This window comes from Curtobacterium sp. Csp2 (assembly GCF_013347165.1).
Window position 1 is genome coordinate 981791 of sequence record NZ_CP054593.1, and the last position, 22602, is coordinate 1004392.

Below are 22602 nucleotides of genomic sequence, written 5' to 3' on the forward strand. Positions count from 1 at the left end.
TGCTCCGGGAGTCGCGGCTCCGCAACGAGGCGCTCGGCGTCTCCGGGCTGCTCGTGGCGAAGGGCGGCCGCTTCATGCAGCTGCTCGAGGGGCCGGCGTGGAGCGTCGACGACCGCTTCGCGGCGATCTCCCGCGACCGCCGGCACGACGAGGTGAAGTCGCTCATCCGTGAGGACATCGAGCGCCGACGGTTCGACGGCTGGTCGATGGCCTACCGGTCGCTCGACGAGCGGGACGTCCGCGACGAGGAGGGCTTCAGCCCCTTCCTGTCCGGGACGATGGACTTCGCGCCCGAGTTCGACCGGACGAGCGCGGCGTGGCTGCTCAAGTGGTTCCGCGACCGCGAGCTCACCGACCGCTGACGAAGGTCTCGTCGACGACCGCGAGCAGCCGTGCCCGGTGCGCGGGCGCCGCGGTGGCCTGCACCACCACGCGCCACATGACCGCGACGGCGGGGTCGAGGTCCGCGCGGCCGCTCCGGACCTCCGCGACGAGCTGCACCCCCGTGAAGTACGGGACGACCGTGCCGCCGAGCTCTTCGGCGCTCAGGTCGGTCCGCAGCTCCCCGCTCGCGAGCGCCAGGCGGAACACGTCGACGATCCCGCCGATCCACTGCTCGTAGAAGGACGACGTCGCACCCGCGAACTCGCCGCGCTCGAGCGACAGCCGGATGCCGGCCCGGACGATCGGGTCGGTGCGGAGCAGGTCGGCGATCGCCTTCGAGGCCCGCACGAGCGCCGCGGTCGGCGAGGCGTCGGTGTGCTCGACGACGGCGAACGTCCTGGCGTTCTGTTCGTCGATCACGGCGAGGGCGAGCGCGAGCTTCGTCGGGAAGTGGAAGTGGAGCGTGCCCTGCGGGACACCCGCGCCGCGCGCGACGGCGGCGACCGCCGTGGCGGCGAAGCCGACGCGGTCGAACTCCTCGGCCGCCGCCACCAGGATCTGCTCGCGTCGTTCCACGGTGCCAGTCTCCCGGACGCCAGGCGCGTGGCGGAGCCGCACCGCGCCTCCCGTCCGGGTGTCGTCGCGGTGGTGCGCCCCTCGGCTACGCGGCGTGCCGTGCCAGGGTGATGCGCTCCTCCGGGACGTCCTGCAGGTCCCGCCCGCGGAACCAGCGGAGCAGCCAGTCGGCCGGCGTGCCGGCCAGACCGGTCGGCAGCCCGCTGCGTTCGGTGAGGAAGGTGTTGAACCCCGGCTCGTCGCGGACCTCGACGTCGCTCGGGTTGCCGAACGCCATCGACCAGCCGTCGAAGCGACGGGCGTCGATCGTCTCGCGGGACAGGGACTTAACGTCGTGGTGCCGCGGGTCGCGCTCGATCGCCGCGAAGCGGTCCTCGACGCTCCACGCGGGGCCCTCGAGGACCTGCATGAACCGGCCGCCCTTCGCCACGAGCAGCCCGGAGACGCCGAGCGCCTCGTTGCGGAGCCGCGACTCCCGGAGCAGCTCGGCGAGCGCGTCGTCGTCGAAGGGCGTGACGGACCGGCTCATGTAGACGATGGAGACGAGCACCGGACCATCCTGGTGCATGGTCCTGGGCGCGCCGACCACTGTCCGCGAGCCGCACGCGGCGCTCACCGCAGCACGCCGAGCGCCCGGGCCTCGGACACCGCCGCGGTGCGCGAGGCGACCCCGAGCTTCGAGAAGACGTGCACCAGGTGCGACTTCACGGTCGCCTCGCTGATGTGCAACCGCCGGGCGACCTCGCCGTTCGACGCCCCGTCGGCGACGAGTCGCAGCACCTCGATCTCCCGCGCCGACAGGCTCACCCGCGGGGCCCGCATCCGGGCCATCAACCGTCCGGCGATCGCGGGTGCGAGGGCGCTCTGCCCCGAGGCCGCCGCGCGGACGGCCGCCACGAGCTCCTCGGGCGGGGCGTCCTTGAGCAGGTACCCGCTCGCGCCGGCCTCGACCGCGCCGAGGATGTCGCCGTCGGAGTCGTAGTTCGTCAGCACGAGCACGTACGGCGGCGCGTCGAGCGACCGGATCCGGCGGGTGGCGTCGGCGCCCGTGGTCTCCTGCCCGAACTGCAGGTCCATCAGCACGAGTTCGGGCGCCGTCTGCTCGGCCATCGCGGTCGCGGCGTCGGGGGTGGCGGCCTCGCCGACGACCACGATGTCGTCCTCGGCGTCGAGCAGCGCTCGGAGTCCCGCGCGGACGACGGGGTGGTCGTCGGCGATGACGATGCGGATCACGGGACCTCCAGGACGGCGGTGATCGTGGTGCCGCGGCCGGGGGCACTCTCGACCGTCAGTCGGCCGCCGAACTGCTCGACGCGCTCGGCCATCGCGCGGAGGCCGAAGGAGTCCGTCGCCGCCGCCCGGTCGCCGGTGGTGACCGGGTCGAACCCGACGCCGTCGTCGACGACCGTCAGTCGTGCCTCCCGGCCGTCCACGGCGACCACGACGTCGACGTGCGCCGCCCGCGCGTGCTGCACCGCGTTCGCGACCGCGCCCTGCGCCAGGCGGAGCAGCGCGGTCTCGACGTCCATCGGCAGGGCGACGTCCGGGACGGTGACGCCGACCGTGAGCCCGTCGCGCGTCCACTGCTGCTCGGCGAGCCGGCGGAGCGCGGCGCCGAGCCCCTGGTCGAGCGTCGGGGGCGCGAGCTCCCGGATGAAGCGACGGGTGTCGGCGAGTCCGTCCGCGGCGGTCTCGCGCGCGAGCCGGATGTGCTCGGTCCCCGGACGGTCGCCGTCCGCGCGCTCGGCTGCGTGCAGCAGCATCTGGATGCTCGACAGGCCCTGCGCGACGGTGTCGTGGATCTCCCGCGCGAGCCGTGCGCGCTCGGCGAGCACCCCCTGCTCCCGCTCGGTCGCGGCGAGCCGGTCCCGGGTGGCGAGGAGTTCGGCGACGAGGGCCTCGCGCTCGGCGGCCTCGCGGGCGAGCGCCCGGTAGCCGAGGCCGATGAGGAGCGCGACGCCCGCGCCGACGAGCGGACCGACCACCCCGCCGACCGTGAAGCCGCCGTGCAGGCCGAGCGCCACGACCGCGACGAGCGTCGCGGCGACCACGGCTGCGGGGCCGACGACGCGGGGCAGGACGTGCAGGTACAGGAAGAAGAGCGGGAAGACCAGGTACGCGGCCTCGGGGACCAGGACGAGCAGCCCGACCCAGACGACGCTCAGTCCGACGACCCAGAGGGCGCCGGCGAGGACGCGGCGGGGTCCGGCCGTGCGGGCGACGACCGCCCCGAGCAGGTAGACGACCGCGAACGCTCCGGCGAGCACGCCCGCGAGCGGCGCGGTCGGGCCGCCGACGACGACGATCCGGACGACGACGAGCGCCAGGAGCGCGGCGGACAGCACGTGCAGGCCGGTGCGGAGACCGACGAAGACCGGGGTGAGCGTGCTGTGGGCCATGTCACGGACAGCGTACGGACGGCCGGGTCGCGGCGGATCAACCGGAAGTTCGATCCCGGGACCGACCGACCCGGCGATGACTGTCGGGAGCACGGACGCGACGCTGGGACGGAGGTCGTGGAGGGTCCACGACCGGGAAGGAACGACCGTGTTCGTCGCCTGGCGCGATCTCCGGTTCGCCCGCGGACGCTTCGTGCTCATCGGCTCCGTCGTGGCCCTCATCACCCTGCTCGTGGGGTTCCTCGCCGGACTGACCGGCGGGTTGGCGTCGCAGAACGTCTCTGCCGTGCTCGGCCTGCCCGGCGACCGACTCGTGCTGCAGCAACCGTCCGACGGGCAGCCGTCCTTCGGCGAGTCCGAGATCGGACGGGAGGCACGGATCGGTTGGCAGACGTCGGCCGGCGTCGACCGGGTGGTCCCGGTGGGCATCGTGCAGGGGCGGGCTGCCGCCGGGAGCGGCGGCCCGGCCGGCGGGTCCTCCGCCGCTGCGGTCGGGGTGGCGCTGTTCGGGCTACCGCACGGCGGCGACGGCGTCGTCGCGGCGCTCGCGCCGGACCGGGACGACGCGGTCGGCCTGTCGGCCGCCGCTGCCGAGCAGCTCGACGTGCGGGTAGGCGACAGCATCAGCGTCACCGGCACGACGTACCGCGTCGCGTCGGTCGGCGGGGACGCCTGGTACAGCCACACCCCGGTCGTCGCGATGACGCCCGACGCGTGGGCCGCGGCCGACCGCCGGCTCGGGGGCAGCGGGGCACCGACGCTCCTGGCCGTCAGCGGGTCGCCGGACTGGGACGCCGTCGCCACGGCCACGCACACCTCGGCCGCGACGCCGTTCGGGTCGCTGACGGCACTCGAGACGTTCCGGTCCGAGGTCGGCTCGCTCGCGCTCATGATCGCGATGCTGTTCGGGGTCTCGGCCCTGGTCGTCGGCGCGTTCTTCACCGTGTGGACGATGCAGCGCGCCGGCGACGTCGCGGTGCTCAAGGCCCTCGGTGCGAGCACGGCGTCGCTCGTCCGGGACGCCCTCGGGCAGGCGCTCGTCGTGCTCGTCCTCGGGATCGGCACGGGCACCGCCCTCGTCGCGGTGCTCGGGGCGGTCGCCGGCGGCACGCTGCCGTTCCTCCTCAGTCCGCTCACCACCCTGGTGCCCGGCGTCGCGATGGCCCTGCTCGGGCTCGCGGGCGCCGCGGTCGCCCTCCGTACCGTCACCGCAGCCGACCCCCTCACCGCACTCGGGAGCAACCGATGATCACCCTCGACGACGTCACCCTGACCTTCCCCGACGGCGACCGCCGTGTCACCGCGGTCGACCACGTGACCCTGACCGCACCGGCCGGGACGGTGACCGGCGTCACCGGGCCGTCCGGCTCCGGGAAGTCCTCGCTGCTCGCGGTCGCGGCGACCCTGATCCGGCCGGACGCCGGGCGGGTGCTCGTCGGGAGCGGAGCGGACGCGGTCGACGTCGCGGCGCTCTCGCGGGACGCGGCCACCGCCTTCCGCCGGGAGCGCATCGGGATCGTGTTCCAGCAGTCGAACCTGCTGCCGGCGCTGACGGCCCGGGAGCAGCTGCTCGTGATGGGGCACCTCGGCGGTGCGCGCGGCCGACGGGTCACCAGGGAACGCGCGGACGGGCTGCTCGACGCCGTGGGGCTCGCCGGGCACGCGGACAAGCGGCCCGCGCAGTTGTCCGGCGGGCAGCGGCAGCGCGTCGCGATCGCCCGGGCGCTCGTGCACGACCCCGCGGTCCTGCTCGTCGACGAACCGACCAGCGCGCTCGACCAGGAGCGGGGCGGGGCCGTGATGGACCTCATCGCACGGCTGACGCACGAGCGGGGGACGGCGACGCTGCTCGTCACGCACGACCTGGTGCACCGTGGAGCGCTCGACGCGCTGGTGACCGTGGTGGACGGGCGGGTCGCGGGCCGGTCGGTCGCGGGGGCGGCGTCGGTCGCGGCCTAGGATCGAGCGCATGGCGACCGTCCTCCTCCTCCGGCACGGGCGCACCACGGCGAACGCGACCGGCGTGCTCGCCGGCCGGACCGCCGGGGTGGCGCTCGACCGCGTCGGCCGCGAGCAGGCCGACCGTGCCGCCGCCCGCATCGCGCCCATACCGCTCGCCGCCCTCGTCACGAGCCCGCTCGAACGATGCCGGCAGACGGCGCGCGCGGTCCTCGCCCAGCAGCAGGGCAGCCCGGACGTCCGGGTCGAGCGTGCCATCACCGAGGCGGACTACGGGCAGTGGCAGGGGCGGAAGCTCGCCGACCTGGCGAAGGAACCGCTGTGGCGCACCGTGCAGGCGAACCCGAGCGCGGTCGTGTTCCCCGGCGGGGAGTCCATGCAGACCATGCAGTCCCGTGCGGTCGCGGCGATCCGGCGCATCGACGCCGAGGTCGAGGCGGCGCACGGCCCGACCGCCGTCTGGGTCGCGGTGAGCCATGGTGACATCGTGAAGTCCGTCCTCGCCGACGCCCTCGGCATGCACCTCGACCTGTTCCAGCGCATCGCGGTCGGACCGGCGTCGGTGTCCGTCGTGCGCTACGGCGAGCACCGTCCCGAGGTCGTCGCGACGAACACCGACTCGGGGGACCTGTCGTGGCTCGCCGCGGCCCCCGCGCCCTCCGGTGACGCGGCCGTCGGCGGGGGAGCTGGGCACGACCGTCCGGGGACCGCCGGAGCCTGAACGGGCGTCGGCGGGCCCTCCTACAATCGGGGCATGCCCACCATCGTGCACGGCTTCGACTGGCCGGAACGTCTCGTCGTCGGGACGGTCGGCCGCCCGGGCGAGCGCGCCTTCTACCTGCAGGCACGCGACGGCCGCCGGGTCACCAGCGTCGCGCTCGAGAAGGAGCAGTCCGCGGTCCTCGCCGAGAAGGTCTCCGAACTCCTGGACGAGGTCGCGACCGTCGACGACAACCGCTTCAGCGTCCCCGCGTCCGCGCCGACCGAACTCCGCGACGCGGCTCCGCTCGACCAACCCGTCGAGCCCGAGTTCCGCGCCGGTGCGCTCAGCCTGGGCTTCGACCCCGCGACGGCGCAGGTGGTGATCGAGGCGTACCCGATCGACGAGGAGCTCGAGATCGTCACCGAGACGGACGAGGACGGCGACGAGGTCGACGCAGTCGTCGAGATCCCCGAGCCCGCCGAGGTCTTCCAGGTCAAGATCCCCGTCGGCAGCGCACGCGCCTTCGTCGAGCGCACGCGCGAGGTCGTCGCCGCCGGACGCCGGCCCGGCGACGCATGAGCGACGGCTCGCCCACTCCGGACGGTCCGCGCCCCGCCGACGGCTCGTTCGCGATCCGGGCGCGCATCCGCGAGGCCTCGAACGCCACGTTCCTCGCCGAGCTCGACGGGCAGTCCGTCGTCTACAAGCCCGTGCAGGGCGAACGCCCGCTCTGGGACTTCCCGGACGGCACCCTCGCCGGGCGCGAGGTCGCGGCGCACCTCGTGTCCCAGGCGTTCGGCTGGGACGTCGTGCCGCCCACCTGGCTCGTGGACGACGGGCCGTTCGGCCCCGGCATGGTGCAGCGGTGGCAGGACGTCGACCCTGAGCAGGACGCCGTCGACCTCGTCCCGACCGCAGAGGCCGACGCCGAGGGGTCGCCGTGGCTCCCCGTGCTCGAGGCGATCGACGAGCGCGACCGCCCCGTGACCCTCGTGCACGAGGACACCGCGGCCCTCCGGCGGATGGCGGTGTTCGACGTCGTCGTGAACAACGCCGACCGCAAGGGCGGGCACGTGCTCGCGATGCCGGACGGGCACCGGTACGGCGTCGACCACGGCCTGACCTTCCACGTCGAGCACAAGCTCCGCACCGTGCTCTGGGGGTGGATCGGGGAACCGCTCGACCCCGACGAGCTCGAGGGCCTCGACCGGGTGTCCGAGGCACTGCGCGGAGACCTCGGGGCGGCGCTCGCCGAGCACCTGACGCCGGCCGAGATCGACAACACCCGGGCCCGGTGCGCCGCGCTCCGCGCCGTGGGGATGTTCCCGCCGCCGCCGGGGCACGGGTCGGCGGTGCCCTGGCCGCTGTTCTGACCGGACCTGGTCAGCCGGGGTGCGACGGATCGCGGGTCCCGGTCAGCCGGGGTGCGACGGACCGCGGGTCCCGGTCAGCCGCCCCACTCGTCGCGACCCCAGCCGCCGAACAGCGGCGTGCCGCCCTGTCGCGCCCCGAGGTACGAGCCGACGACCGCGACCCCGAGGTCGTCGTTCTCCGGCGCGACCACGGACCCGACCACCCGTCGGGCCATCGCGTCGATGAAGCGCGCGAGCCCCGGGTCGTCGCCGAGTCGGAAGAACGTCGTCTGCGCGCCGAGGCGCCCGGCGTTCTCGAGTTCCCGGACGGAGAGCGCGATCGTCACCGGGTCGGGCGGGTAGCCGAACCACACCTGCCCGTTCGGCTCGAGGTGCGACGTCGGCTCGCCGTCCGTGACGATGAGCAGCACGGGCTGCGCCGTCGGGTGCTTCCGGAAGTGCCGGTTCGCCAGCAGCAGTGCGTGGTGCAGGTTCGTGCCCTTGTCCCACTGGGCGTCGAGCCCGACGAGCTGCTCGATGTCCATCACCTCGGCTTCGCGGCCGAACGCGATGAGCTGCAGGTCGTCCCCGCGGAACCGGGTGCTGACGAGGGTGTGCAGCGCGAGGGCGGTGCGCTTCATCGGGACCCAGCGGTCCTCCATCGCCATCGAGAACGACGTGTCGACGAGGAGCGCCACGCACGCCTGCGTCCGCGCCTCGGTCTCCTGCACCTCGACGTCGTCGATCGTCAGCCGCACGCCGGCTCCGTCGCGACCATCGGTGGCGGTGCGCACGAGGGCGTTCGTGATCGACCGGGGGAGGTCCCACGGCTCCGTGTCGCCGAAGGCCCAGGGGCGCGTCGCACCCGAGGGCTCGCCGGACGCCCCCGAGCGGCGGAGGTCCCGCGCGCCCTGGCGTCCGGACATCCGCTCGGCGACGTCCTTGAGCAGGCTCTTGCCGAGCTGCCGCATGGCCTTCGGGGTCAGCCGGAGCTGCCCGTCCGCGCCGCGCTGCACGGCACCGGAGTTCCGCAGGGCCTGCTCGAGCCGCTGCAGGGTCCGCGCGTCGACGCCGGCCTGCTCGCCGAGCTGGCGCTGCAGGGCGTCGAGGTCGAGGTCGGCGAGGTCCGAACCGGGCCCGGACTGCGCGAGCTGGTCAGCCAGGGCGTCGAGGTCGGCGATGTCCTGGAACACGCCGGTGCCGTCGCCGAGCCCGAGGCCCTGCTCGCCGTCCATCCGCTCGGCGCCGCCCCAGTCCTCGCCGGGGCGGAGGGATCGGAGGGTGTCGTCGAGCTGGCCGAGCTGGCTCATCAGGTCGGGGGAGCCGAACGCCTGCTGCGCGAGGGCGTCGAGCTCGTCCCGCTGCTCCTGGGTCATCGAGTTGCGCATGCGCTGCGCGGCGGCGGCCCGGGCGGCCAGGTCGTCGAGGAGCTCCTCGACGTTCGCCGGGTTCGACGGGAAGTACTGCCCGTGCTGCGCCATGAACGCGTCGAACTGCTCCGGGGTGTCCGTCCCCGCGCGGTGGTCTTCGAGCAGCTGGTTGAGGTCGCGCATCATCTCGGAGACCGCGGCGCGGTCCTCGTCGGTCGCGTCCTCGAGCGCCTGCTTCATCCCGGCGAACCGCTGGTCGAGCACCTCGCGCCCGAGCAGGTCCTTGATCTGCTCGTACTTCTGGCGTGCCTGCGGGCTCGTCCAGTCGTAGCCGTTCAGTTCCTGCACGGCGGCAGCGGGCGACGGCGGCAGGCTGTCGAGCTGCATCTCGGCCAGGGCCCGGTCGCCGTCGTCGAGGTCGACGTTGCGGGCGAGTTCGCCCCGCTCGGACAGCACGGCCTCGTCGAGGAGCTGCTGCACCTGCTGCAGGGTCCCGTCGAGGTTGTTCCGGCTGGTCAGCTCCCGGCGACGCTCGGCGACCCGGCGCATCAGGTCGTCGAGGCCCCGTTGCGTCTCGCCGCCGCGCCGGAGGAACTCGCGGATGGCACGCTCGGGCGAGGTGCCGCCCATGACGTCCTCACCGATGGCGTCGAGCGCCTCGGACAGGTCGACCGGCGGCGCGAGCGGATCGGGTCCGCCCCCGTACTTCGCGTAGGAAGCAGTCTTCCCGTAGCGGGCGTCGCGGGACAGGCGGCGGTTCTGCCTAGCCATAGACGGCCTCGCCGCCCCCGGACTCCTTGCTGATGCGGCGGGCGAGGAAGAGCCCCTCGAGCGCCAGTTCGATCGCGCCGGCCCGTTCGCCGTCGTCCGTGGCGCCGAGTCGCTCGCACACCTGGTCGTACAGGTCGGACTCGCCGATCGACGGCAGGCCCTCGAGGAAGGCCCGGGCGCTGACCTGCTCGCCGGTGGTGACCATCGTCCCGCCGTCGAGCGCCTCGATGAGGACGTCGAAGTCGATGCCCCGGAAGCGTGCCCGGACGGTCTCGGCGGTCGCGGTCCGGAGCAGGTGCTCGAGGACCTCGTCCGCCCGGTCCTCTTCTCCGTTCTCGAACTCGATCTTGCCGCCGAGCACGTCGACCGCGGTCTCGAGGTCGATCGGCCGCGCCACGGCGTGCTCCTCGCCCTGGCGTGCCGCGCGGTGGACGGCCGCGGCCGAGATCGTCTCGGCGCCGGCGATCGCGAAGCGGGCGCTGACGCCGCTGCGCTGGTCGACCGCGCTGGACTGTCGGAGCGCCCGGGTGAAGCGCGCGAGGATCTCGATCAGGGCGTCCGGCACGTCGGCGGTCAGGTGCGCCTCTTGTCGGATGACGGCGATCTCGTCGTCGAGCTCGATCGGGTAGTGCGTGCGGATCTCGGCGCCGAAGCGGTCCTTGAGCGGCGTGATGATCCGGCCGCGGTTCGTGTAGTCCTCGGGGTTGGCGCTGGCGACGACGAGCACGTCGAGCGGCAGGCGCAGCACGTAGCCGCGGATCTGGACGTCGCGTTCCTCCATCACGTTGAGCATCGCGACCTGGATGCGCTCGGCGAGGTCCGGGAGCTCGTTGATCGCGACGATGCCGCGGTGCCCCCGGGGGATCAGGCCGAAGTGGATCGTCTCGGGGTCGCCGAGGCTGCGTCCCTCGGCGACCTTCATCGGGTCGACGTCGCCGATCAGGTCCGCGACGCTCGTGTCCGGCGTCGCGAGCTTCTCGACGTAGCGCTCGTCGCGGTGCCGCCACTCGATCGGCATCGCGTCCCCGAGGTCGGCGGCGCGGCGGATGCTCGCGGTGGTGATCGGCTCGAACGGGTGCTCGCCGAGCTCGGAGCCGGCGATCACCGGGGTCCACTCGTCGAGCAGGCCCTGCAGGGTGCGGAGCAGGCGGGTCTTGCCCTGCCCGCGTTCGCCGAGCAGTACGACGTCGTGCCCGGCGATGAGGGCGCGTTCGAGCTGCGGAACGACGGTGGTGGCGAAGCCGTGCAGGCCGGGCCACGGGTCGCGGCCCTCGCGGAGGGCCTGGAGGAGGTTGTCGCGGATCTCGGCGCGGACCGACTTCTGGACGTGCCCAGCAGCGCGGAGCTCGCCGACCGTTCTCATGGTGGGTCGGGTCACGTGTCTGACGCTACGCCCGCGCACCGACAGTGTCGACGGTGGCCGCGTGGCGGACCCGGCCACGATCCTCCCGGCCGTCCCGTCCCGACCTGTGGGACGTGCGCCGTCCCGCCCGCCGTCAGCCGAACAGGCGGCGCGACGCGATCTCGGCGCCCTCGACGAGCGCGCGGAGCTTCGCCCACGCCACGTCCGACGCCACGAACTCGTAGCTCGCGAACGTCGCGAGCCCGCAGTCCGTCCCGGCGACGACGCGCGTCGGGTCGCCGACGGCCTCGGCGGCCTCGACGATCCGGTTCGCGACGAGCTGCGGGTGCTCGAGGTAGTTCGTCGTGACGTCGATCACGCCGGGGACGAGCACCGCGTCCTCGGGCAGCGGCAGGTCACGGAACGCCGGGAACTCGTGCGCGTGCCGCGGGTTGCCGAACGGGATGCTGAACGCCCCGACCTCGGCGCGGTACAGGTGCGGGAGCAGCACGTCCACGGGGACGTCGTCCTGGTGCGGCCCCTGCCAGTTGCCGTAGCAGACGTGCAGTCGGGTCTGCTCCTTCGGGATGTTGCGGAGCGCGTGGTTGAGTGCGTCGACGTGCAGGTCCACGGCGGCCAGGAACTCGTCGAGCGACGCGTCGCCGAAGTGGATCACCCGCTCCATCGCCAGGTCCGGCGCGTCGAGCTGCAGGACGTGCCCGCGCGCGGCGATCTCTTCGTACTCGACGCGGAGCTGCTCGGCGAGCGCGAAGACGTACTCGCGGTGGTCCCGGTAGTGCGGGTTCTGCTCGTCGAGCAGGAGCGTCGTCGCGACGATGCCGGGGGTCGCCGCGGACAGGAAGGTGCCGGCTGGCGTGCGTCCGGCCGCGGCGTTGCGGTCGAGTTCGCGGGCGAAGCCGTCCAGGTCCTCCCGGATGCCGGCGCGCTCCGGGTCGTACTCCAGGAATCCCTGCGCGACCGGGGTGTCCCAGACCCGCGCGAACGTCGCGCCCTCGTCGATCTGGCGGGCCTGGAACGCCGCGTACTCCGGGAACTTGACCGAGTCGAGCGTCGGCTTGCGGTGCCCCGTCCCACCGAAGCCGGACAGGCGCTCGCGGATGTAGGTGGAGAAGCCGACGCGCGGCACCTCGCCGTCGTTGACGACGTCCAGGCCGACGTCGAGCTGGGCGTCGACGGTCCGGGCCAGGACGGCGGCGGTCTCCTCGCGGAGCGCCCGCTCGTCGAACGCGGCGCCCTGGTCGCGGGCGACCAGGAGCGCGGTCAGCTCGGGCGTCCGGGGCAGCGACCCGGTGTGGGTGGTCAGGATGCGGTCGGTCGAGTTCTGCAGCGGCACCTCGCCACCGTACCGACGGGAGGCACGGGGCTGGTCGGACGTGACGGCTCGCGTCTGCAGTACCGCACCTGCCTGATTCTGTGAGGACGTAAAGCTGCACTCCCACTGGGAACCAGCCTGGAATCTCCGGAGTACGGTCCGCTCTCGTGAGCAGTACGACGAACGGGGCGATCAAGAGCCTGGTGCCCGCCAGGATGGACCGGCTGCCGTGGACGCGGTTCCACTGGAGCGTGGTGGTGGGGTTGGGGGTGTCCTGGATCCTCGACGGCCTCGAGATCCAGATCGTCTCGAACGCCGGCTTCCAGGCCGACCTGCACCTCTCCACGCAGCAGGTGACGTACCTCGGCACCATCTACCTGTTCGGACAGGTGATCGGTGCGCTCGTGTTCGGCCGGATGTCCGACCGGCTCGGGCGGCGGAAGCTCTTCATCCTGACGCTCGCGATCTACCTGATCGGCTCCGGCATCGCGGGACTCGCACAGGACTTCTGGTTCCTCGCGGCCTTCCGGTTCATCGCCGGGCTCGGCATCGGCGGCGAGTACGCGGCGATCAACTCGGCGATCGACGAGCTCATCCCGTCGAAGTACCGCGGCCACGTCGACATCGCCATCAACGGCACGTACTGGGGCGGTGCGGCGCTCGGTGCGTTCGCGAACATCTACCTGCTCGACACGTCGATCTTCGCCGAGAACATCGGCTGGCGCATCGGCTTCTTCCTCGGCCCGGTGCTCGGCATCGCGATCATCTTCCTGCGTCGGCACATCCCGGAGAGTCCGCGGTGGTTGATGACGCACGGCCGCGAGGAGGAGGCCGAACGGACGGTCTCGGAGATCGAGGACTCGGTCGAGAAGTCGACCGGTCAGCGCCTGCCCGACGTCGACGACTCGAAGGCGCTCACGGTCACGCCGCTCGACAAGGTCGGGTTCCTCACGATCGCGCGCGTGCTGCTCCGGCAGTACCCGACCCGCACGCTCGTCGGGGCGACGATGATGATCACGCAGGCGTTCCTCTACAACGCGATCTTCTTCACCTACGCGCTCGTCCTCACGAACTTCTTCGGGCTGAAGACCTCGCAGACGTCGATCTACTTCTTCCCGTTCGCGATCGGCAACCTGCTCGGCCCGATCATCCTCGGACGGTTCTTCGATACCTGGGGTCGTCGGCAGATGATCTTCCTGACCTACCTGGTGTCGGGCCTGGTGCTCGCGACGTCGGCCTTCCTGTTCCGGGCGGACGCGATCAGCGCCACCGTGCAGGTCGTGTTCTGGTGCGTGTCGTTCTTCTTCGCGTCGGCCGGTGCGTCGAGTGCCTACCTGACCGTCAGCGAGATCTTCCCGCTCGAGCTGCGGTCGCAGGCGATCTCGTACTTCTTCGCCCTGGCCCAGATCTTCGGTGCGATCGCGCCGACGATCTACGGTGCGTTCATCGGTGACGGGTCGTCGCGCGACCCGCTGTTCTGGGGCTACCTGCTCGGGTCAGGGGTGATGATCGTCGGCGGTGTCGTCGCACTGATCTTCGGGGTCGACTCGGCGCGGAAGGGCCTCGAGGACATCACGCAACCGCTGTCCGTCCTGACGGAGTCGTCGAAGAAGTAGTATTTCGTATCCGGAGTGTTTAGCGCGGCGATCGTCGCGCTGCAACCCTCGTGGGATGCTCCTCCACACGGCGTCCTCGTCCGACTCCATCCACGGCTCCACGGCGACCGGCGAACCCGGCGGTCGCCGTGGCTGACCATGACTGGATGGAACGCGCATCGGCCTCCGCCGGCGGTGTCCCGGACCCGTCTGCCATCCGCCGCAGTCTGCTCCGGGACGCGGTCTTCCTCAAGCTGCTCGAGAACGTCCTGCGCGGGGTCTACCGGCGCGGGCAGCGGCTCCGGCTCGACGACATCGCGAACGACATGCAGGTGTCGCGGACCCCGGTGCGCGAAGCCCTCGTCCCGCTCGAGGCACTGCGGCTCGTCAGCGTGCAGCGGTACATCGGCGTGGTGGTCGCCCAGTGGACGGTGGGGCAGATGGTCGAGCGGCTCCGGATCACGCGCAGCCTGGTCGGGGAACCCCCTGTGGCGGCACCCGCGACGGTCGAACGCTTCCGTCCGGAGTGGCTCGACGACTGTGCGACCGAGTCCGGGGCACTCGTCGAGCTCGGGTCCTGGACCCTCCGACGGCGTGGGGCGCTCATCAGTGCCGACTGGCTGGTCGCGCAGCGGGCCGTGCTCGACATGTTCTTCACGGACGACGTCGCCGCAGCGAACGGCATCGACGCGGTCGTCGGGCGGCGTGAGCGCCTGCGGCAGGTCGAACGGGCGCTCGCCGCGGCGGAACGCGACCAGGTCGACGAATGTGCGGCGGTGCTGGTCGGCCTGTCCCGCGACCTCATCGCACTCCCCGAGCGGTTCCGTTCGGCGGCGTGACGGGCCCCGTCGCCCGACCGCCCGACGACGACGGCTTCGCACGGGATCGCCAGGATCGGTGTTGCAGTCTGGTTCGCCGGTGATGTCCGCGCACGACAGGGAGCACGATGAACGACGTCCGGGACCGGTCCCACCGGCTGAACCGAGCGACCGGCATCGCACGCCACGGACGCCTCGGCCGACGCCGCCCGCTGCGGTCGGTCACGAAGGTCCTGTCAGGTGTCGCTGCCGTGGCCCTCGTGAGCACCGCGTCGGTCGCCGCCATCGCCGCGAAGCAGGTCACCGACGACTTCGGTGACGGCGTCGCGATCCAGGGGCAGCCAGCAGCGAAGGCACACGACACCGAGCTGAGCTCGTACCAGGGCGGCTTCAACGTGCTCGTCGTCGGCACGGACAACGACCCCGCCCAGGGGACCGACTACGGCGAACGGGACGCCACACTCAACGACGTCACCATCCTGCTGCACGTCTCGGCCGACCACTCGAACGCGACCGCGGTCAGCATCCCGCGCGACCTCGTCACGCCGATCCCGGCGTGCCAGAAGCCGGACGGCAGCGGATCGACGCCCGCGATGGCGGCGCAGCCGATCAACTCCGCGTGGGGTGACGGGGGGCTGAACTGCGTCGTCCAGACCGTGCAGGGGCTGACCGGTCTGCCGATCCAGTACTCCGCCGCCGTGTCGTTCAAGGGCGTCATCGAGATGTCGAACGCCATCGGCGGCGTTCCGGTGTGCGTCGCCCAGCCGATCCACGACCGCTACACCGGGCTCGACCTGCCCGCCGGGACGAACACGTTGCAGGGGGACCAGGCCCTGGCCTTCCTGCGGACCCGGCACGGTGTCGGTGACGGCTCCGACCTCGGGCGGATCTCGAGCCAGCAGGTGTTCCTGTCCTCGCTGCTGCGGACGGTGCAGTCGAACGACACACTGACGTCGCCCCCGACGCTCTACAAGCTCGCGCGGGCCGCCGCCTCGAACATGCAGTTGTCCCAGAGCCTGAACGACGTCGGGACGATGGTGCAGATGGGTCGGGCGCTCCAGGACCTGCCGCTGTCGCACGTGAACTTCGTGCAGTACCCGGGCACCACCGGCGGGACCGGTGTCTACGCGGGCAAGGTCCAGCCGACGACCGCTCTCGCAGACCAGCTGTTCGCCAAGATCGAGGCGGACCAGTCGTTCTCGCTCGGTGCGGACAGCACCGGCATCGGGTCGGAGCAGGCGGCGGCGACGGCGGCGCCCACCGCCCCGGCGGCACCGTCCACGCCGTCGACCCCGGCCCCGTCCGCGTCGGCTCCGTCCGCATCATCAGCGCCCGCGGCGCCGTCGTCGGCCGACACGATCGACGGGCTGCAGGGGCAGTCCGCCGATCAGCAGACCTGCTCGCGCGCGTTCGGCTCCTGACCGGACTCGCGAACCGCCGGCGCCAGACGCCGGGATGCCCAGACGCCGGGATGCCGGGCGCAGGGGTCGCAGAACCAGAGCGGGGGCGCGGACCTGGTCCGCGCCCCCTGTCCGTTCCCCTCCGAGCGCCGCGCGATCGGGCGCGCCGGGCTCGGATCGAGTGGGAACGGCGTCCGGTGCTGTGTCGCGACTGCGAGGGAGAACCCCGGAATGTGATCGTCGCGTCCCGATGATGCTATTGACCGGGGTACGTCCCGACAACCCCCGAGTGTCCCCACTTCAGGGGACCGGCAGGTTCGCGCCGTCTCGCGCCGCGTTCGTGGGGGTGCTCGTCCTCCTGTATGGTGGTCGCAGCACTCGCGAGAGTGCGTGGAGACGTCGCATAGTCAGGCCGAGTGCACCACCCTGCTAAGGTGGAGTCCCCCTTAGGGGACCGAGGGTTCAAATCCCTCCGTCTCCGCACCGGATCGAAACCCCCGCCGATGCAGCGGGGGTTTCGTCGTTCTCGGGGTCGTGCCCCGTCCCACGAGACGGCTCCGATCTGCCGAGACGCCCCCGATGTGGCGACACGGTGCCGAACAGGGCGGCGTCTCGCCCGCCTGCGGTCGGCACCGGACGGGAGGTGCGCCGCGCGTCCGGCGGTCGGCTACCGTGAGCGCGTGCTCCGTCGGTCAGGTCTCGCGGTCGTCCTCGTCCTGTCGGGCGTCGTGCTCGCCGGGTGCGCGACCGCGGCCGGGTCGAGCGCGCCGGTCGTCGAGGCCTACGCCGAACCCGGGTCCGGCACGGTCGACCGGGTCACCGCGGCCACCGAGCACGCGGCGACGATCGGCGTCGACGGCGTCACGCTGACCGAGGACGGATCGAGGCTCCAGCCGGTGCCCGACGGCGTGCGGGACCTCGCGCACGCGGCCGACCGCGGTGGTGCCCGGTCGGAGCTCCTCGTGAGCAACTACTCGGAGGCGCTCGGCGACTTCTCGCCCGAGGTCGGCACGGCGCTCCTCGGAGACGCCGGGAACCGCGAGCGCGTCGCACGGCAGCTCGCCCGGGCCGCGTCGCGGATCGGCGCCGACGGCGTGCAGGTCGACCTCGAGTCCCTGCGCAGCCGGGACCGCGACGGCCTCGTGGCGTTCGCCGCGGTCCTCACCGACGCCGTGCAGGACGAACTCGGCCCCGACGCGGACGTCTCGATGGCCGTGATGGCCTCGACCTCGGCTGCGGGGTTCCGCGACACGGGGTACGACCTCCGCGCCCTCGCCCGGCACGTCGACCGGTTCGTCCTCATGACCTACGACGAGCACGGCCCGTGGAGCGACCCGGGCACGGTCGGGGCGCTGCCGTGGGCGGAGCGGGTGGCGGTCGCCGCCGAGCACGAGGGGCTGCCGGCCGACCGGATCGACCTCGGGGTCGCGGGCTACGGCTACGTCTGGGGTGGGGACGACGGTGGGCAGGTGTCGCCCGCCCGCGCGCGGACCCTCGCGGGGGACCGGGCGCGGTGGTCGGACCGGACCGGGGAGTGGTCCGCGACCCTCGCCGACGGCCGTGAGATGCACTGGTCGGACGCGCGGTCCTACCGGACACGGGTCGCGCTCGCACGGGAGCTCGGGCTGCACGGCGTCGCGCTCTGGTCCCTCGGCACGCAGCCCCTGCCGGACTGACGGGTGGCGGTCGCGGCGAGCCAGGGAGGCAGCCCAGTCGCGCAGACCGGATGACGTGACCACAGGGCGGACGATGTGTCCTCCGGATGACCGGTGACGCATCCTCCGGTGGCTGTCACCGCGCCGTTGTAGCATGCACGACACCTGTCCCGAGACGAGGAGGCCCGCGTGCCGGACCCGACCGACCCCGCCTTCCCGATCGAGCACGTCCGCGCCGTCGGCGACGACGTCGTCGCGGCCGTCTCGACCGTCGTCGACGGCAAGGTCGATGCGATCCGCACCGCCCTCACGGTGATGCTCGCCGAGGGGCACCTGCTCGTCGAGGACGTCCCCGGCGTCGGCAAGACCGTGCTCGCGAAGGCCCTCGGGGCGTCGGTCGGCGGCTCCGTGAACCGCATCCAGTTCACCTCGGACATGCTGCCGTCGGACGTCACCGGCGTGAACATCTACGACCAGTCGTCCGGCACCTTCCGGTTCTCGCCCGGACCCGTCTTCGCGAACGTCGTGATCGGCGACGAGATCAACCGCACGAGCCCGAAGACCCAGTCGGCGCTGCTCGAGGCGATGGCGGAGTCGCAGGTGACGGTCGACGGCGTGACGCGGCAGCTCGAGTCGCCGTTCATGATCGTCGCGACCCAGAACCCCATCGACATGGAGGGAACGTACCCGTTGCCGGAGGCCCAGCGCGACCGCTTCATGGCGCGCATCGCGATGGGCTACCCGAGCGCCGACGCCGAGCGGGACATGCTCGCGCACCGCGGCGTCCGCGACCCGCTCTCGTCGCTCCGTCCGATCGTCGACGTCGGGACGCTCCGCGCGGTGGTGCACACCGTGCGGGCGGTGCACGTCGCGCCCGACGTCGAGGCGTACATCGTCGCGATCGTCCGGGCCACCCGGTCACACCCCGACCTCGTGCTCGGGGCGAGCCCGCGTGCCACGCTGCACCTCGCGCAGGCCGCCCGCGCGCACGCCGCCCTCGCCGGCCGGCCGTTCGTCACACCGGACGACGTCGCGCGGCTCGCCCCGGTGGTGCTCGCGCACCGCCTGGTGCCGGTCGCCCGTGGCCTCGGCGGGTCCGGTGACGACACCGCCCGTGAGATCGTCGTGCGGATCGTCTCCGACACCGCCGTGCCGTTCACCGCGGCGCCGGTCCACTCCTGATGCCCGCGCCCGCACCGCTCGCGCTGCGCGCCGGCGCCGTGCGGTCGTGGGCGCTCCGGTACGGCCGCCGCGGCACGGCACTGCTCCGCCGCACCCCGTTCCCGCGCCCGACCGCGCGGGGGTGGACGGTGCTCGCGTCCGGGCTCGGGCTGACCGTCGGCGGGCTCGTCGCCACGACGAGCATCGCCGTGTCCGCGGGGCTGCTCCTGCTCGTGCTGCTCGTGCTCGGGGTCGTCATGGCCCTGGTCGTCGCGGCACCGCTCCGTGCGACCCGCAGCACCGCGCGGGGGATCGTCCAGGTCGGCGAGGTCTACCGGGAGCGGATCACGCTCCGCGGGACCTCGCTGCCGATCGGTCCCAGGACGCGACTGCTCGTCCGTGAACAGCTCGACGACACCTTCGTCAGTGTGTCCGACGCCGAGACCTACGCCCTCGTCGGACCGCACGAACCGCCGGCCGTGCTCGACGTCGAGGCGCTCGCGATGCACCGGGGCCGGACGCTCGTCGGGCCGGTGACGATCCGGGTCGAGGACCCGTTCGGCCTGCTCCGCATCGACCGGCCGGTCGTCCCGGCCGAGGAGATCGTCGTCGTCCCCGCGTCGACCCCGCTCGCCGCGATCGACACCGGCGCCCTCGCCGGAGCGGTCTCCGCCGACGAGGGCCGGGTCGGCCAGGGCGGATCGGCGGACGACAGCGAGCTGCGGCCCTACCGCCAGGGTGACCCGATCCGACGGGTGCACTGGGGGCAGAGCGCCCGACGGGGCGAACTGCACGTGCGGCAGACGACCCAGGCACAGCCGCCGGAGGCCGTCATCGCGCTCGACGTCCGCCGCGAGTCGTACCAGCGGCTCGGCCGCGACGACCTCGCCGAGCTGTCCGACCTCGGTGGCGACGCTGCGTTCGAGCACGCCGTCGTCGTGGCGGCCAGTGTCGCTCGTGCCCTGAGCGCCCGGACGTCCCGCGTGCTGCTCGTGAGCGACGGCGCCGCGGGGAACACCCGGCACGCGGGGGACGCCGGCAGTCTGACCGACGTGCTCGTCGGGCTCGCCGACGTCCGGCTCCGCTCCGATGCCCGCGACGTGACCGAGGTCCTGCCGGACGTCCGCGGCCGGGACGTGCACGGCATGACGGCCGTGGTCACCGGCCACTGCACCGCGGAGCAGGCGGCCGAGCTCGTGTCGCGGACGAGCGGGTCGAGCCGGGGCATCCTCGCGACGATCGTGCCGCCGGAGCCGATGGTGCGCGGCATCCTCGACCGTGGCGGCTGGCGGACGCTCGTCGTGCCGGTCACGGGCGCGCACGCTCCCGGGAGCGTCCGGTGAGCGGGACGGGTCGGGGCGCCGGCCGCCGCGACGACGCTCGCCGACCGCAGGACGGTGGCGGTACCGCCGTCGCCGACCGGCTGGACCGGTCGGGCCGGGGCGGCGCTGCCGACGGCCGCGAGCCCGCCACGCGGAGCGACGCCCCGAGCGCCTGGATCGTCGCGCTGGCCCCCGTCCCCGTGATCGTCGCCGCGCTCGCCATGCGGCCGCTCGTGCAGGGCGCGCAGTGGTGGCTGTCCGGTGTGGTCTTCACCGCCGTGCTCGTCGCCGTGATGCTGGTCGTCCGTCGACGGGCTCCCGGCGTCCGGTTCATCGCGCTCGTCGCGACGCTGGTCCTCGGCTCGTGCGCCGCGGCCGTGCTGAACGACCTGTCGCCGCTCGGGTGGCTCGACCGCGACGGTGCGCTCGGCGAGGCCCTGGCGGCCATCCGCCTGAACCCGGCGCCGCTGCCGCAGACCGACGCGATCCGGCTCGTCGTGACGGTCGCGATCGGCTGGGTCGCCGGGGTGTCGCTGTTCCTCGCCGCGATCGCCCCGACCGTCGCCCTCGCCGCCGTGCCGGCGCTCGTCGTGCTCGTCGTCCCCGGGGTCATCACCGGCCAGCCGGCCTCGCCCGTGCTCGTCGTTCTGGTCGGCATCGCGTTCCTCGGCCTGCTGTGGCTGTCGGTCCGGCCGGTGCAACGCGCGTTCCCCGCCGCGGTGGTCGGGGCGATCGGACTCGTCGTGGCCGTCGGGCTCCCCGTCGTCGTGCCGCTCAACGCGAGCTGGCTGTCGGGGGTCACCGGGGCGCTGCAGTCGCCGATCCAGCCCGGTCGCCCGGGCACCCTGCTGCAGCTCGGCCAGGACCTGCGCCAGCCGAACGAGCTCGAGGTGCTGCAGTACCGCTCGGCGGACGGGCGGCCGGAGTACCTCAAGCTCGCCGACCTGGACGAGTTCGGCTCCGGGGACTGGGTCCCGACCGTCACGGACGCCAGCACCTCGGACACCGCCGACCAGCAGCAGTTCGCGGTCGGGGTCAACCCGCGCCTGGCGAACCGGGGGGACGTGACCATCCGGGTGACCGGGCTGTCGAGCAACTACCTGCCGGTGCCGTCGGGTGCGGTGTCGGTGCAGTCCCGGTCGACGAACCTGGACCTGGCGAACTGGCGCTGGATGGGCGACTCGAACACCATCCGGTCGACGGGGCCGACGACCCAGCGGGGATCGACGTACGAGGTCTACGGCGCCTCGACCTCGTCGGGGGAGTACCTCGACGCGATCGCGTCCTCGGGGCTGCTCGGTCGCGCCGACGGTCGCGGGTTCCAGGCGCCGAGTCGCGCCCAGCTCCGCACCGACCTGTCGCTGCCGGACGACCTGCCGAAGGACATCGCGTCGACCGCCCGCCGCGTGGCCGGTGGTGCGACGACCGACTACGAGGAGGCCCGGGCGCTCGAGCAGTGGTTCCGGAGCGACCTGTTCACGTACTCCGAGACCGCGCCCGTCGAGCAGGGCTACGACGGCGACAACATGCGCGTGATCGACACGTTCCTGCGCGTCCGCGAGGGCTACTGCGTGCACTTCGCCTCGTCGATGGCGGTGATGGCCCGGACGCTCGGGATCCCCTCGCGCATCGCGGTCGGCTACCGGGCGAACCCGCAGCAGACCGACGACGGCGAGTACACGGTCACCAACCGGCAGCTGCACTCGTGGCCGGAGCTGTACATCCGCGGTGCCGGCTGGGTCTCGTTCGAGCCGACCCCGGACTCCGACGCCGCCGCGCAGCCGTCCACCGAGTCCTCGGTGACGCCGGCCCCGGCCGACCCGCAGACCCCGCTGCCCGCACCCGGCGAGACCGCCCCGGCAGAGGCGTCACCGACCCCCACGCCCTCGGCGTCCGCCGCCCCCGGTGCCGCGGCGCCCGGCAGCAGCACCGGCGCGGGCGCCCTCGGGCTCGCGGTCGGGGTGGCCCTCGCGCTCGTCCTGCTCGCCTCGCCCTCGGTCGTCCGGGCGGTCCGGCGCCGCCGTCGGCTCGCCGCGGTCCGCAGCGGTCGGTCGCCGGCGGTGCAGGCCTGGCGCGAGGTCCTCGACGACGTCGCCGACCACGGGCTCGCACCCGGCGCGGCGCCCCCGGACGACGCCGCGGCGGCCGCACGGACCGCCCGGGCGGTGCTCGGTCGGCTCTCGGGTCGCCTGCCCGTCACGGTGCTGCCGCACCTGACCACGGTGGTCGACGCGGTCGACGTCGAGCGGTTCGCCGCCGACGGTGCGGCTGCGGTGGACCGGGACGCGCTGCTCCGGGCCGTCCTAGAGGCACGGGTCGCCCTGGACGCATCGGTGTCCCGTGGGCGGGTGGTCCGGTCGCGACTGCTGCCGCCGAGCCTGCTGCCGTCGTCGGCCTGGTCGCACGAGGGCCGGCGGCGCCGGCCGGCGTAGCGCGCGGCCGCGCGCGCGCCGCGCCGCGCG

At 73.4% G+C, this 22602-nt stretch carries 20 protein-coding genes and 1 tRNA gene; 14 read left to right on the forward strand and 7 right to left on the reverse strand.

Features of this window, described 5'->3' with window-relative positions:
* Positions 1-362 (forward strand): BLUF domain-containing protein (locus tag HUN59_RS04910; RefSeq protein ID WP_174779379.1); only part of this gene is annotated, 362 nt, incomplete at its 5' end.
* Here the strand turns inward: HUN59_RS04910 and HUN59_RS04915 are convergent.
* The 4 genes from HUN59_RS04915 to HUN59_RS04930 all read right to left on the reverse strand — a co-directional run bounded on the left by HUN59_RS04915 (position 349) and on the right by HUN59_RS04930 (position 3359).
* Positions 349-960, reverse strand: coding sequence for a ScbR family autoregulator-binding transcription factor (locus tag HUN59_RS04915; RefSeq protein ID WP_167510125.1), 612 nt, complete (start codon positions 958-960; stop codon positions 349-351). The two genes, HUN59_RS04910 and HUN59_RS04915, sit on opposite strands and share 14 nt — an antisense overlap.
* Before the next feature lie 85 nt (positions 961-1045).
* The gene (locus HUN59_RS04920) at positions 1046-1510 is read right to left on the reverse strand and encodes a BLUF domain-containing protein (RefSeq protein ID WP_174777687.1); all 465 of its coding nucleotides are present in this window, start codon (positions 1508-1510) and stop codon (positions 1046-1048) included.
* A 62-nt stretch (positions 1511-1572) separates the two neighbouring features.
* A complete protein-coding gene (locus tag HUN59_RS04925) occupies positions 1573-2193 on the reverse strand; it encodes a response regulator (RefSeq protein WP_114850501.1) in 621 nt (206 codons plus the stop codon).
* Entirely contained in the window at positions 2190-3359 is a 1170-nt protein-coding gene (locus HUN59_RS04930; RefSeq protein WP_174777688.1) for a sensor histidine kinase, read from the reverse strand. Before HUN59_RS04930 ends, HUN59_RS04925 begins: the two co-directional genes overlap by 4 nt.
* A gap of 148 nt (positions 3360-3507) precedes the next feature.
* Here HUN59_RS04930 and HUN59_RS04935 point away from each other — a divergent pair, with 148 nt between their 5' ends.
* From HUN59_RS04935 to HUN59_RS04955, 5 genes are read left to right on the forward strand one after another with little or no spacing between them, the layout of a single operon-like run.
* Positions 3508-4608 carry an ABC transporter permease gene (locus tag HUN59_RS04935; protein ID WP_174777689.1) on the forward strand — a complete coding sequence of 367 codons (1101 nt, stop codon included), beginning with the start codon at positions 3508-3510 and terminating at the stop codon, positions 4606-4608.
* On the forward strand, positions 4605-5318 hold the full coding sequence (locus HUN59_RS04940; RefSeq protein WP_174777690.1) for an ABC transporter ATP-binding protein: 714 nt from the start codon (positions 4605-4607) through the stop codon (positions 5316-5318). The genes HUN59_RS04935 and HUN59_RS04940 overlap by 4 nt, the downstream gene beginning before the upstream one ends.
* A 10-nt stretch (positions 5319-5328) precedes the next feature.
* Positions 5329-6039: an MSMEG_4193 family putative phosphomutase gene (locus HUN59_RS04945; RefSeq protein ID WP_058742795.1), complete on the forward strand. Its 711-nt coding sequence runs from the start codon at positions 5329-5331 to the stop codon at positions 6037-6039.
* Between the two features lie 33 nt (positions 6040-6072).
* Entirely contained in the window at positions 6073-6600 is a 528-nt protein-coding gene (locus HUN59_RS04950; protein WP_141862546.1) for a DUF3090 domain-containing protein, read from the forward strand.
* Positions 6597-7394: an SCO1664 family protein gene (locus tag HUN59_RS04955; RefSeq protein WP_174777691.1), complete on the forward strand. Its 798-nt coding sequence runs from the start codon at positions 6597-6599 to the stop codon at positions 7392-7394. The genes HUN59_RS04950 and HUN59_RS04955 overlap by 4 nt, the downstream gene beginning before the upstream one ends.
* A gap of 74 nt (positions 7395-7468) precedes the next feature.
* On the opposite strand, the gene HUN59_RS04960 is transcribed toward HUN59_RS04955, so the two are convergent.
* The 3 genes from HUN59_RS04960 to HUN59_RS04970 all read right to left on the reverse strand — a co-directional run bounded on the left by HUN59_RS04960 (position 7469) and on the right by HUN59_RS04970 (position 12210).
* Positions 7469-9514, reverse strand: a complete 2046-nt coding sequence (locus HUN59_RS04960) for a vWA domain-containing protein (RefSeq protein WP_174777692.1) — start codon at positions 9512-9514, stop codon at positions 7469-7471.
* A complete protein-coding gene (locus HUN59_RS04965; RefSeq protein WP_058742799.1) occupies positions 9507-10877 on the reverse strand; it encodes an AAA family ATPase in 1371 nt (456 codons plus the stop codon). The genes HUN59_RS04960 and HUN59_RS04965 overlap by 8 nt, the downstream gene beginning before the upstream one ends.
* Positions 10878-11010: 133 nt before the next feature.
* Complete coding sequence (locus tag HUN59_RS04970; protein ID WP_254629996.1) at positions 11011-12210, reverse strand: cobalamin-independent methionine synthase II family protein; 1200 nt, start codon at positions 12208-12210, stop codon at positions 11011-11013.
* A 146-nt stretch (positions 12211-12356) separates the two neighbouring features.
* Here HUN59_RS04970 and HUN59_RS04975 point away from each other — a divergent pair, with 146 nt between their 5' ends.
* The 8 genes from HUN59_RS04975 to HUN59_RS05010 all read left to right on the forward strand — a co-directional run bounded on the left by HUN59_RS04975 (position 12357) and on the right by HUN59_RS05010 (position 22572).
* Positions 12357-13805 (forward strand): MFS transporter, encoded by a 1449-nt coding sequence (locus HUN59_RS04975; RefSeq protein ID WP_306669558.1) that lies wholly within the window; start codon positions 12357-12359, stop codon positions 13803-13805.
* A 146-nt stretch (positions 13806-13951) separates the two neighbouring features.
* Entirely contained in the window at positions 13952-14623 is a 672-nt protein-coding gene (locus tag HUN59_RS04980; RefSeq protein ID WP_174777693.1) for a GntR family transcriptional regulator, read from the forward strand.
* Positions 14624-14730: 107 nt separating this feature from the next.
* Positions 14731-16023 (forward strand): LCP family protein, encoded by a 1293-nt coding sequence (locus HUN59_RS04985; protein ID WP_174777694.1) that lies wholly within the window; start codon positions 14731-14733, stop codon positions 16021-16023.
* A gap of 371 nt (positions 16024-16394) precedes the next feature.
* A tRNA-Ser gene (locus HUN59_RS04990) sits at positions 16395-16483 on the forward strand.
* Positions 16484-16682: 199 nt separating this feature from the next.
* A complete protein-coding gene (locus HUN59_RS04995) occupies positions 16683-17678 on the forward strand; it encodes a glycosyl hydrolase family 18 protein (RefSeq protein WP_174777695.1) in 996 nt (331 codons plus the stop codon).
* A 168-nt stretch (positions 17679-17846) separates the two neighbouring features.
* On the forward strand, positions 17847-18839 hold the full coding sequence (locus HUN59_RS05000) for an AAA family ATPase (RefSeq protein WP_174777696.1): 993 nt from the start codon (positions 17847-17849) through the stop codon (positions 18837-18839).
* Entirely contained in the window at positions 18839-20161 is a 1323-nt protein-coding gene (locus tag HUN59_RS05005) for a DUF58 domain-containing protein (RefSeq protein ID WP_174777697.1), read from the forward strand. Before HUN59_RS05000 ends, HUN59_RS05005 begins: the two co-directional genes overlap by 1 nt.
* Positions 20158-22572 (forward strand): transglutaminase family protein, encoded by a 2415-nt coding sequence (locus HUN59_RS05010; RefSeq protein ID WP_174777698.1) that lies wholly within the window; start codon positions 20158-20160, stop codon positions 22570-22572. Before HUN59_RS05005 ends, HUN59_RS05010 begins: the two co-directional genes overlap by 4 nt.
* Positions 22573-22602: the final 30 nt, after the last annotated feature.